Source organism: Solibacillus silvestris (assembly GCF_051967575.1).
GTDB lineage: Bacteria > Bacillota > Bacilli > Bacillales_A > Planococcaceae > Solibacillus > Solibacillus silvestris_B.
Genome location: NZ_JBQCJW010000009.1, coordinates 36,207 through 48,655, shown reverse-complemented (window position 1 = coordinate 48,655; position 12,449 = coordinate 36,207). Strand labels below are relative to the sequence as shown.

Annotated in this window: 11 protein-coding genes; 4 read left to right on the top strand and 7 right to left on the bottom strand. The window is 40.9% G+C overall.

Annotated elements, in window-relative coordinates; genetic code table 11:
• Window positions 1–2: 2 nt before the first annotated feature.
• Window positions 3–1,559, bottom strand: coding sequence for an NlpC/P60 family protein (locus ACTHOQ_RS08110; protein WP_440495352.1), 1,557 nt, complete (start codon window positions 1,557–1,559; stop codon window positions 3–5).
• A 373-nt stretch (window positions 1,560–1,932) separates the two neighbouring features.
• Here ACTHOQ_RS08110 and ACTHOQ_RS08105 point away from each other — a divergent pair, with 373 nt between their 5' ends.
• Entirely contained in the window at window positions 1,933–2,667 is a 735-nt protein-coding gene (locus tag ACTHOQ_RS08105) for a MerR family transcriptional regulator (protein ID WP_440495351.1), read from the top strand.
• A complete protein-coding gene (locus ACTHOQ_RS08100; RefSeq protein ID WP_440495350.1) occupies window positions 2,664–4,376 on the top strand; it encodes an ABC transporter ATP-binding protein in 1,713 nt (570 codons plus the stop codon). The genes ACTHOQ_RS08105 and ACTHOQ_RS08100 overlap by 4 nt, the downstream gene beginning before the upstream one ends.
• An 828-nt stretch (window positions 4,377–5,204) precedes the next feature.
• On the opposite strand, the gene ACTHOQ_RS08095 is transcribed toward ACTHOQ_RS08100, so the two are convergent.
• The 4 genes from ACTHOQ_RS08095 to ACTHOQ_RS08080 form a co-directional block, all read right to left on the bottom strand.
• Window positions 5,205–5,561, bottom strand: coding sequence for a DUF4429 domain-containing protein (locus ACTHOQ_RS08095; RefSeq protein ID WP_440495349.1), 357 nt, complete (start codon window positions 5,559–5,561; stop codon window positions 5,205–5,207).
• Between the two features lie 76 nt (window positions 5,562–5,637).
• Window positions 5,638–6,684, bottom strand: coding sequence for a DUF4097 family beta strand repeat-containing protein (locus ACTHOQ_RS08090; protein ID WP_440495347.1), 1,047 nt, complete (start codon window positions 6,682–6,684; stop codon window positions 5,638–5,640).
• Window positions 6,685–6,686: 2 nt separating this feature from the next.
• Window positions 6,687–7,001: a PadR family transcriptional regulator gene (locus tag ACTHOQ_RS08085; RefSeq protein ID WP_440495346.1), complete on the bottom strand. Its 315-nt coding sequence runs from the start codon at window positions 6,999–7,001 to the stop codon at window positions 6,687–6,689.
• Window positions 7,002–7,113: 112 nt separating this feature from the next.
• Window positions 7,114–7,773, bottom strand: a complete 660-nt coding sequence (locus ACTHOQ_RS08080) for a phospholipid phosphatase (RefSeq protein WP_440495345.1) — start codon at window positions 7,771–7,773, stop codon at window positions 7,114–7,116.
• Window positions 7,774–7,893: 120 nt separating this feature from the next.
• Between ACTHOQ_RS08080 and ACTHOQ_RS08075 the strand changes: the two genes are divergently transcribed.
• Window positions 7,894–9,105: an NAD(P)/FAD-dependent oxidoreductase gene (locus ACTHOQ_RS08075; protein ID WP_440495344.1), complete on the top strand. Its 1,212-nt coding sequence runs from the start codon at window positions 7,894–7,896 to the stop codon at window positions 9,103–9,105.
• A 120-nt stretch (window positions 9,106–9,225) separates the two neighbouring features.
• Window positions 9,226–9,630, top strand: coding sequence for a PH domain-containing protein (locus ACTHOQ_RS08070; protein ID WP_440495343.1), 405 nt, complete (start codon window positions 9,226–9,228; stop codon window positions 9,628–9,630).
• Between the two features lie 44 nt (window positions 9,631–9,674).
• Here ACTHOQ_RS08070 and ACTHOQ_RS08065 read toward each other — a convergent pair whose 3' ends face one another.
• Together ACTHOQ_RS08065 and ACTHOQ_RS08060 are read right to left on the bottom strand one after the other, a co-directional pair.
• On the bottom strand, window positions 9,675–11,381 hold the full coding sequence (locus tag ACTHOQ_RS08065; protein ID WP_440495342.1) for a putative bifunctional diguanylate cyclase/phosphodiesterase: 1,707 nt from the start codon (window positions 11,379–11,381) through the stop codon (window positions 9,675–9,677).
• A 363-nt stretch (window positions 11,382–11,744) separates the two neighbouring features.
• Window positions 11,745–12,275: a GNAT family N-acetyltransferase gene (locus ACTHOQ_RS08060; RefSeq protein WP_440495470.1), complete on the bottom strand. Its 531-nt coding sequence runs from the start codon at window positions 12,273–12,275 to the stop codon at window positions 11,745–11,747.
• Window positions 12,276–12,449: the final 174 nt, after the last annotated feature.

Below are 12,449 nucleotides of genomic sequence, written 5' to 3'. Positions count from 1 at the left end.
TTTTATAAATAGCGTCGAGCGCCGGAATAGTTCTTTTTGTACACACCATTATTCATCGATTCGATTTTTACTTTGGATGCGTAGTGCGGGGCATGCAGCATTTTGCCGTCGCCCACATAAAGCCCGACATGATACACTTTCCCTTTGCCGCCATTATAAGCGAAGAAAACAAGATCCCCCGGCTTTAAATCCTTCTTTGCGACCGCTTTTCCGCCTGTCGCCTGATAAAAAGAATCACGCGGAATCATAATGCCGTGTGTTCTGAACACTGCATATAAAATCCCCGAGCAATCATACCCCCATGAAGAAGTCCCTGCCCATAAATACGGTAAATCCAAATAGCGTTTTGCTTCTTTAACAATCGTTGAAGCGCTTGGTTTCGGAATTTTGCTGTATGTACTATACGATTTTGCATCGCTTTTCTTTAATAGTTTCATACCGTCGCTCGGTGTATCTACGTAATAATATTTCGCATCCTCATCGATGACAGGCAAAATCGTTGCATAGCTAATTTGCAGGAATTTCGTTTTTGCGTCTTCTTCAAGAAGATGAGCTTTCTGTGAAGTAATGATGGCGATTGCACAGTCATCATAATTTTTATTCGTTGCGGCAATATGGGATTGTGGTACCCAGCCAGGATAGCCTGCCTTTAAATACGGCACATACTGGTCCTTTGCTGCAACACGCTGCCATTTGCCTTTCGTTTCAAGCAAAGATACTTCATCACCGTACAATGCCTGTGTATCTGTACGGCCAACTAGCCATTTCTTCTGAGACAAGCTTAATGATGAAATCCACTTTTGCAGCTCCACCGGGTTTGTTGTGGAAAGATGATCGACAGCACGCGCCTGATTTGATTTATTCCATAAGTTTGTTACAGCCACATCCACGACATACCGTTTTTTGCCCGTCTCTTTGGCACAGCTTGCAAAAACTTGCTGCTCCGGCTCTGTAGGGCGTAATGAAGGCTCGATAATCCTTGCAACATACGATGCGAAATTGCCGCGTTTCATCATTTCATTCGGATTAAACTTTTCATTTTTCGCCGGTATGATAATTTGATTTGCTACAAGCGCTTGAATCGCACTATATGCACTATGATTTTTTGAAATATCCGCGTATGATGTCGCCGATTGCCCTGTCAGCTCGTAAGCATGCACAACAATTTTCACCGCCTGTGCGCGTGTCAGCTTTGCATCCGGATTAAACTTGCCTTCATATCCAGTCATAATTCCCAGCTCTGTAATCGCTGCAACGATAGGCATACGAGGGTCATCTCCCGCGATATCTTCATATGTAGGAATTGCACTTACTTCTGGATCAATTTGCAATACGCGAACGATCAACTCCGCCGCTTCATACCTTGTTATCGCATCATCCACGCGAAACGGCTCGCCCGGTGTTATTGTAATTCCGCCAAAATCGCTTAATACTGTAAGCTCTTCATTTAATTTCGAGCCGTTTTCCACATCCGGAAATGTTTGGGCATAGCCGGCATTTGCAGCCGCGATAAGCATGAAACCAATTATGCCGATTTGAAATAGAATTTTTCGGATCATACACTCACTCCCAGTCATCATTTTTGTCATAAAGCTTTTGAATATAGATTTCGAAAAACCTGCTTTTGTCCATACCCTCTCTTTTTAAATATAATAGTATTTCTTGTAAGTTTTTTCTATGCAATTTCGGAATATTTTCAATTTATATAAATTTTTATCATTTCGTATTGATAAATCACATGAAATTTAGGTCTAAAGTTTTCACGTGGAACATATAATAATTGTTTTATACAAATATACGATATTTTTCTCTTACCCGTTAATTTTTCTCGTAAATGCTACAGCGTTATTTAAATATATTTACATTTTCCGAAAGTTTTTATTGTATGTAACGTTACGTCAGCTTTTATACTACATAAAAGGAGTGAAAAAAATGTATTCAATCGGAGAGTTTTCCAAAAAGACAGGAATTACGATTCGGACATTGCGTTATTACGGGGAGAAGGGCCTGCTAATGCCTGCATATATTTCTGATGGGGGCCAGCGTTATTACAATGATGATAATATTATTACCGTCCAAAAAATCGTGACTTTCAAATATCTCGATTATTCTTTGGAGCATATTGGCGAGCTGCTGAAAAAAGACGATTCTTTGCTGCAGTCCCTTGAACATCAAAAGCTCCAATTGCAAAAAAAGAAAAAACAGCTGGACCAAATGATTTCAACAATCGACACAGCGATACATATTCACCAGCAAAGCGCGACTGTCGACCCTACAACATTATTGCTCGTAATCCATAGTTTACTGACAGAGGATGCCCAAAAAGACTATTTAAAGCAATATGTTCCCGAACAGCTGATTGACTGTATGTACAGCTATTTAGATATGAATTTTATCGAAATCAACCGTCGCTATATCGAGAGCCTGCATGAAATAAAACAAGCATTCATCAACCCTCCCAGCGACACTGCACTAGCAGAAATATTCAAGCGGCTATTCAATATTATTCCGCTGGATTTGGCGCAAAGTTTAGCACAGGAGTTTGGAAAGCATGCAAATATTGAACTTGATAACTGGCTATTTTCCATACCTCTTACCGCAGACGAAGAAAATTGGCTAATCGAGCAAGTAGAACGTTTAAAAATATTGGAGGAGATAATTACATGAACGGGCAGCTGAGACAATTATGGTCACTCGTAAAAAAAAGTGAATTCCCTAAAAAGCTTGTCATTATAGTTTTTGCATTAAGTATCGTTGAAACACTCGCTTCACTGGCAGTGCCGTTATTTACGATGAATATGATCAATGATTTTTCGAGTTCGGGTTTTGCATGGACAGCTGTGACCGCTGTTGCCGTCATTCTGGTCATTCAAGCCATTTTGAGCGGACTCACATATTTTTTAATGCGCATGCTCGGGGAACGTATTGTCGCGAATTTGCGCAATACGCTTTGGCAGCATATTCTGCATCTGAAAACACCGTATTTTGATGCACATGAATCTGGCGAAACGATGAGTCGCATCACACAGGATACGAGTGTCGTAAAAGAATTGGTGACCGATCATCTCGTGAGCTTTGTGTCCGGTATTTTTTCGATTATCGGGGCAATTGCGATTTTACTATGGATTGATTGGAAAATGACATTGCTGATGCTGGTCGCTGTGCCTCTTGCGATTGCTGTCACATTGCCGCTTGGGCAAAGAATGCATAAAATCGCAAAAGCCAACCAGGATGAACTTGCTTCCTTTAGCGGGCATCTCGGCAGGGTATTATCAAATATCCGGCTCGTAAAATCGTCGCAAACCGAGCATCTGGAAAAGGAACGCGGGGAAAATCGCATTGAACAGCTTTATCGATTTGGTTTGAAGGAGGCTAAAATTCTCGCTATTTTATCCCCGATTATGACGCTCATTATGATGATCGTCCTTATTCTGTTGTTTGGCTATGGCGGTACCCAAGTTTCCTCTGGCGCCATTTCTTCAGGAGAGCTTGTCGCGATCATGATTTATTTAGTGCAAATTATTATTCCATTCACTCAAATGGCGACGTTTTTTACAGCACTGCAAAAAGCGCTTGGAGCAACGGAACGGATACAGGCGATTATTTCACAGTCTGCCGAAAAGATAGCGGGCTCTGCTATTCCAGCGACCGCAAAAGCCATTTCATTTCATAATGTGAAGTTCCGATATGCGGAGCAGCCAATTTTAAAAGGAATGAACTTTCTAATCCCCGCGGGTAAGACGACCGCATTTGTAAGCAGCAGCGGCGGGGGAAAAACGACGATGTTTTCTTTAATCGAGCGTTTTTACGATGTGACGGAAGGCGACATTTTATATGGAGAGACGAATATTGAGCAATACAATCTATATGAATGGCGGAAGCTGTTCGGCTATGTGACACAGGATGCTCCGCTCATGAACGGTACGATTCGCGAAAATGTGCTGTATGGGCAAAACGAAGCTACGGAAAAACAAGTATTGGAAGCATTGCGTGCAGCTTATGCATACGATTTTGTGATGGCACTTGAACAAGGGCTCGATACGGAAGTCGGGGAAGGCGGCATTAAATTATCGGGCGGCCAAAAACAGCGCATTGCCATAGCGCGGGCGATTTTACGCGACCCCCAAATATTGTTGCTCGATGAGGCGACATCCAATTTAGACAATGAATCGGAGCGTGAAGTACAGCTCGCCTTGCAAGCTCTCATGCAAAACCGAACGACTGTCATTATCGCACACCGCCTTTCAACGATTACAAATGCGGACCAGATTCTGCTCTTCGAAAACGGCCAGCTTTCAGGCGCAGGCACACATGAAGAACTTATCACCGGACATTCTTATTACAAGCAGCTATGGTCAAAAATGCAAATGCTGTAGTTTTTAGATTGAGGGATGACCCGCTTGAATTTACATCCCTCTTTTTTTAGAACAAAAACGCTAAAGTGCCCGTTCAACTCCGAGGGGCATAGGAGGACCCGACGCAAAAGTAAACGTTCCGCCACTTTTGCAGAAAGCACTGAAAATCTGTTTTCTTTATTAAGGGCTTCCACTTCCATTAACAGTGTTTACTGGCGCAAAAATCGATTCCGTTTCTTCAGGAAATGTATCTATATTTTTTATTCGGCAGATGAAAATAGCCGGTGAAATCTTGACACAGTTTAAGCAAAGCGCCAAAACGGTAAAAGAGGCTGGCTTACGCAACTGGGATGAAGGAGGTACGCTAATAGCTATTGGGAGATCAGTTGAAGTACCCGCACTCATAAATAGCCGGAAAAATTCCCCTTATTTAGAAAATGGAATAAAAAAACGCCTATATAGACGGAGAAATTCCGCCTATTGATCCGAAAAACATGAAAAGTGAGTATTTTTCTTGGCTTAGCCGGAAAAACTCCGCTTATTCCACCCGAAACGAGCTCCATTGCACAAATAAGCGGAAAATCTCCGTTTATTTTTTTCCCTCACCACTTAATTAAGAGCCTGAATCTCTCTCAGCGAAACATGAATTTTGTTCCATAGGAGACAGGCTTTTATTAAAATTGAAATAGCCGTAGTTTTTCAGTGCCCTTCTTTTGCACGGAAGAGGCTAATGTTGCGAGGAATTGGCGCACGCGGTTTGCCTGGACGGGGACAACACCTTTTTGTAAAGTTATCTGCAACGCCAAAATCTATCGTTTCCTTAACAACGAAAAAAGCCTTGCAAAATCGCTAGGCTTTCATCTGGACGAACTCTATATTTTTACATAGCTTTTTCAGTAAATCCAGCACTTCGTTCAATTTACCGACTTCATCTTTTTCCACCATAAAGGCATTTTCATCGTGCTGGGCTACATATGTGCTGCTTGGATACGGGGCATTTTCCTGCGTAATAATGCGGATATATCCGAATGTCATGCCCGCTTCCTTATATTCCACCCGCAAAACCTCTTTATAGGGAATTTTCTTCATACGGGGCTTTGCTTTTTTTATAAACCAAAATTTCTCGCCTGCATAGTCAATCGTTATTTCTGTTTGGTCAAGTGTTACTTTATAGCCGCCAAATAGTTTAAAGCTATACGTTTTCATCGTTAACTACTCCATTTCAACTTTCATTGCCTTTATTATACGGATTTTCACGATGAAATTCTAATTTCCGCAATGACTACTGGGCTAAACTGTCCTCCACCGTTATTTTCCCGTTGCTTGTCTTCAATTGAATCATATGCTCCTTTGTGCCATGTGCATAACGCGCGGCCTTTTCATTGTATATGGATACAGACCCCCATGCCGTCCAAGTTTCAATCTCGACGTTTTGCAGCTTTCCTTCTGTGCTCAATAAAATTTGGCCATTATCCGATGCAAAATTCAATGGATATTGAACGGTTTTCAACTGTGCAATGATGCGGCCATTCCGCGATTTGGCATTGATTTCCCCTTCAGCATCCTTCAGTTCTATACGGCCGTTATCCGAATCCAGTTGAAGCTCGCGGCCAATGACATTTTCCACAATAATTCGGCCGTTGCTCGAGCTTGCCTTCACATTTTCGATCTTTGTTTCCGCAAGAACAACACGTCCGTTATCTGAATGGGCATCGAGCAATTGCCCTTCAATATGGTCTGTTAAAATGCGGCCATTATCAGATTTCAAGTAAAACTGCTGTGCAAATGTTTCCGATACTTTAATACGTCCATTATCATTGCTGATCGTAATCTTTTCATATTGTTTCTTTGGCAGGTAAACGACGGCATCGATCGTATTGATTGAGCCGATAATCGTAATGAACCAAAAACGGCGAATTTGCTCTTGGCGCTTTATATCAATGAAAAGCGTATCATTTTTAATATGCATGGACACTTCCGTTAAGTCGTCTTTGTCTTTTGCTTCGATCATTGCCTCATTCGCATCTGTCGGAACAATTAATACATTCACACCGTCTGCCTCGACTTTTACATTGCGATACGGAATGGCTTCATCATTTTTCATAATAGCGACCTTCTCCGCAAAATCTTCTTCGTCATACGATGCAAGCAATTCTGCGGCCAGTTCCTTGATGTCTCCGAAAGAATGTACGATTTCTTCCGTTGTTTTCCCTTCTGCGCGGCCATTTTCAAAGTACTCTTCAAAGTCTCGGCGAATGTCTTCACGCTCCTGCAGCTGCAATCTCTCTAAATGGTGATCAAGTAAATCCAAAAATTGTTGTTCGTTCATTTTTATTCGCTCCCTTGAATTAAAGTATTTACACCTGAAATAAAACTTTCCCATTCATCACGTAAGCTGTTGAGCTGTTCGATGCCTTGCTCGGTAATCTGATAATACTTGCGCGGCGGTCCTTCTGTCGATTCCATTAAATATGTTGTAAAGAGGCCATCTTTCGTCAGCCTGCGCAATAACGGATATACCGCGCCTTCCGATATCTCGATTTGTGTGGAAATCGCCTGCACGAGCTCATAACCATACATATCCTTCTTTTCCAATAGCGCAAGCACACATAAGTTCAGCACACCTTTTTTAAATTGAGGATTCATTATTTCACCCCACTACTATTTTATATACAATAGTGTATCAAACACTATTGTCCATTGCAAGGTAGTATTCTAAAAGTAATTGTGCTAAGCGGCCAACTTAGCACAATATTCGTCAATGCCTTCTGCGCACCTTTTCGTTAGAGAACTGGATTGCTGTCCACATAAGCGTCGCAATCAACAACAATTCAAAGCTATTTGTAATGGCGTCGCTGCCTATATCGATTGGCACTGCACTGCCGAACGTCATGATAAATGTACCGGCAAGCATCCACCACCACTTTCTTTTCCAAATGAGCATAATTCCAGCAATTAATAATGCGGCAAGAACGAGCAAGATCATTGGCGGCGGTCCAGATGCAGCATCGGTTGCACTGTAGCTAAGCACTCCATATGCTTGCTGTGGTACCAACTCTAAACCACTTAGCTCTATGAAATATTCCACAATCATTGCGGCAATCCATAAAGCGCCGAATAAAAACCCTATCCATTTTTTATACGCGAACCGGATATTCGCTTCCCGCATAATGAATAACGAGAAGATGACCAAGAGTGGGGTAAACAAAGCGTGTAACCAGAAACGCCCATAGCTGAAACTTTCCAATAAATCCCCTTCACCGATGACATGTCCTAAAGCTAAAATCGCATTATCATATATAAGCGCAATGACTACTAAAAATAAAATGGCTGATGCCGTTTTCCCGTGTTTTGCGATTCCCCATATTAAAATTGCAATATAAGCGAGAGCGAAAAATCCAAAAATATACGAATCCATCCAATTCCCTTCCTTCTTTCTTTTTATTCTTTACCCAATTGTTGTCTTTCAAAATATTTCCCGATTAAAAATGGCAAAAAGCGGGAAACGTTTTCTAAATCAAGCAAGGAGGATTTTTACATGGAATTGCACAACGGCTTATTATTTTGGCCCACTACACTTGTAAAAAAACAACATACAAATCCTGAAATTAAACCATATTACGATACAATTATTATTGGGGCCGGCATAAGCGGCATATTGACAGCGAAAGCATTGATGGATGAAGGTTTAACAGTGGCTATTTTAGAGCGGAATGAACTTGGCTCCGGCAGCACTTCTGCCAACACGGGACTGCTTCAATATTCAAATGACATCCAATTGCATGAGTTATGCGACTTGATCGGTGAAGACGATGCAGTCCGTTTTTACAAACTTTGCTATAAAGCAGTCGATCAGTTAGAGGAAATTGCGCTTTCTCTGCAAGATCAGGCGCATTTTATTCGACGTCCAAGCATTTGCTATGCAAGCGAGAAAAGCGATGTGAAAAAGCTGGAAAAGGAATGTGAAATATTAGTAAAGCACGGTTTCCCTGCTGAGTTTTGGAATGAGCTCATTGTAGAAAAACGTCTGCCATTCGAAGCTCCGGGGGCGCTGTACACGAGTAGCGATGCGGAAATCAACCCTTATAAATTTGTCGTAGCATTGGCGGAGCAGCTCATATCGAGGGGGCTTGATTTATTCGAAAATACGTATGCGAACATTATTGAAGACGAAGGTACACATATTATATTGCGTACAATGAACGGTGATTTTAAAGCATCTCGGATTGTGTATACGACCGGCTATGAACGCCTGCCTTACGGAAAGATGAAAGGCGCCGATATTAAACGTTCCTATGCAATCGTGACTGAGCAAAAGCCGGGCTATGATGGCTGGTATGAAAATGCGCTTATTTGGGAAACCGCCCGGCCTTATTTATATATGCGAAAAACGGTCGATCAGCGGATCATTATTGGCGGGCTGGATGAAAAGAAAGCAAAGCCTGCTGAAAATGGACCGAAAATCAATATAATGGCCGATATGCTGCTCGACAGGCTTCATAAATTATTGCCCGGGGAAACATTCCATGCCCCGTATAAATATTGCGCATCTTTTGGAGAGTCATTGGACCAGCTTCCATTTATCGGGCAGCATCCAAAACAGCCAAATCACTTCTATTTACTCGGCTTTGGGGGCAATGGCACTGTTTACAGTATGCTCGGCTCACAAATTATTGCCGATTTAATCATGGATCGCCCTAATGACGATGCCCGTATCGTTTCATTGAACCGAAAATACGGACTTAAATAAATCAAAGGCGAATATTCAAGCATTGGCTATCTATGAATATAGTACAGAAAAATTTCCATTTGGTATTCCAACTGTCCCCATATAAAATAGAAAGAGAAGGTGATGGAAAGGAGCATTGCAATGATTTTTAAGTCAAAAGTGGATATTTGGATGGGGGCCATTTTCATTGCCGTACCGCTTGCGATGATTTATGGCGTCATTACCGAGCCGGATGCTATTTTGATGCTTATAACGGCACTTATTATTGTACTATTTGCCACGTTGTTTTTCGGCACCAAATATATCATTGAAGACAAGGTTTTAATTATTTATGGAGGAATTTTCAAAAAGCGCATTCCTATTGAGCAAATTCGAAGCTTGCGTCCATCGAAAAATCCGTTTTCTGCGCCTGCCCTTTCATTGGACCGCATCGAAATCACTTTTGATGATCCATATTCAGGAATTACTCTTGTTTCTCCTAAAGATAAAGAAGCCTTCGTAAAGAAATTGCTCGAAGTAAATCCGAATATTAAGCTCGTTTCTTAAAACAAAAGCCGCGCATATTAAAAAAATCAATATGCGCGGTTAATCTATTCTACATATATTCCCTTTTCTACTAAACGTTTCGTAAAATCCTCAACATTCAATGGGCGGCTGTAATAATAGCCTTGAACAAAATCACAGTTAAATCCGCGCAGCAATTGTATGTCCTCGTACTCCTCGACGCCTTCTGCTACTATCTTTAAGCTAAGCGCGCGGGCCAGTGTAATAATGGCTGAAACCATTGCTACATCTGCGCTGTTTTTATACATTTCATGAATGAAGGAACGGTCGATTTTCAATGCATCTATCGGGAATTTCTTCAAATAGCTAAGCGATGAATAGCCTGTACCGAAATCGTCAATAGCCAATGTAATATTCATTTCTTTCAGCTGCTTGATCGTGCTTAGCAAATCCGAGTTTTGATCCAAAAAACTCATTTCGGTAATTTCAATTTCCAGGGCGCATGGCGAAATATCATGAAGCTGCAAAATCATATTCAATCGCTCAATGAAATTATCCGCTTTTAAATGACTCGGCGAAATATTAACCGCCACACGCAAATTCAGATTGAATTGTTCATTCCATTCCATCACTTGGAGTCCAGCCTGTGCGATCACCCATTCGCTGATATCACTTAACAGGCCGAATTCCTCAGCAAACGGAATGAATTGATCTGGCGGAACAAAACCGAGTTCGTCATCAAACCACCGAATTAGCGCTTCCATACCATCGATTTCGTTCGTGCGCAAATTCACTTTCGGTTGATAATACAGCTCAAATGCCTGATTTTTTATCGCATGATGCAATCTTGTCTCCAATGTAAGCATTTGGTTATGCGAAAATCGTTGTTGCTTTCTGTAAATCACAAAACCTTTATGATTGCTCTTTTTTGCTTCATACATAGCAATATCCGCATATTTCAAAACATCTTGCGCTGATTGGCCATGTTCCGGATAATTCACCGCCCCAACACTGATGGATGCATAAAATGTGTGGTCATTTAAATGAAATTGGCGTTTGAACTGGGCCTGCAAATCAAGTGCAGCCTTTTCCAGCAATGCCGGTTTTTTTAAAATGCAAATAAATTCATCGCCGCTCAAGCGGTAAAAAGTCATAAAAGGATTGTTTAAAGTTTTCATCCGCTCTGCAATTTCAACTAAAAACATATCACCTACATGATGTCCTAAACCATCATTTATATTTTTAAAGCGATTCACATCAAATAGCATTAGTGCAAATGGATGCTGCTCGATCTCGATTAACGTTTTTAAATCTTTCATCAACTGTCGCCGATTAGGCAGCCCTGTCAAATCATCATGGTGGGCGATATGAATCATTTCCCCAATATTTTTTTGGGCAGTAATATCTGTCCGGATTGAAATGTATTGGTAAGGTTTCCCCCTGCTATTCAGAAATGGGACAATCGTCGTTTGAACCCAATAGGACGAGCCATCCTTCGCACAGTTGCAAATTTCACCCTGCCATGTTTTCCCCGAGCCAATCATTCGCCACATTTCCTTGAAGAATGTTTTCGGATGATAGCCGGAGTTTAAAAGTCGGTGATCTTGGCCGATTAGTTCATCGCGCTCATATTTAGAAATTTCACAAAAGCGGTCATTTACCATCGTAATTACGCCTCGCTGATCTGTAACGGCCAAAATGGAGGATTCGTCTAATGCAACTTTTATATTTTGCAGTTCTTCTACAGTAAGTTGCATTGAACCTAGTACATTTGTATCTTCTGCTTTGAACATCTCTCCACCCCACTTTTAGTCTTATGATTCTTTTCTAACATATCCATACTTTTAGCATCTCTTTAATCCATTATTATAGTTCTAAATAAATAATTTTAATAGCTCCCTTTGGATAGAATCGGCATAATCCCATAATTTTTTACCTTTTACAAATATTTTCGCAAATTGTTATAAATATGTTTTCCACTCATTCTCTATCCACTTAAAGGGATGAAGATTTGAGCGCGAATTAAAAAGAGAACCATCACAATTAGGATGACTCTCTTCGGGATAGCTGATATTCAGCCACTTAATTGTGTCAGGTATACAGGTGGGGGCTTTTGCTGAAAAAGTTAAAAGTAGCATTCAACCATATTTGCCCTTTTAATCTGATTGAAATTTCGCAAAAACGGTCACATCATACGCCTTTCCATTTTGATGCATATATTTTTTCAACACGCCTTCTTTTTCAAACCCTTGTCTCAGCAGCAATTGAATTGAAGCGTTATTTTCAATAAAAACAATCGCTCCAATCCGGTTTAGCAGCATTTGTTGAAAGCCATAGTTTACGATTTCGGCAACCGCTTCCGACGCATAGCCAGCTCCCCAACTATCCGGATGAAGATCGTAGCCAATTTCTGCGCGTTTATGCATCGGGGACCACGAGTTAAAGCCAATCGTCCCAATTAAGCCCTTTTCATCTTTGCGCTCAATTCCCCAGCGCACCCCTCGCTGATTTTGAAAGTTTGCGGAAAAATTTTCAACTAAATTTTCCGCCTGCTGTAATTGATTGAACGAAGCCAGTCCATAATGTTCTGTTACATCATCATTGGAAAATATGCTATAGATTTGATGCACATCTTTATCCGTAATTTCTCTTAATATTAATCTTTCCGTTTCAAGTGCTGGAAAAATGACAATCCCCCCTATTTTATAGACGATTCAATTTATTGGAACTTCACTAATATTTTACTCAATTTTCTGATAAAATGATATTAACTTCATATAGAAAGGAATGATTCGAATGAAAAATAAATTAAAGGTGATTGGAAAGTAAAAGTTTATGACTCTTTTCAGTCACAGCCGTTC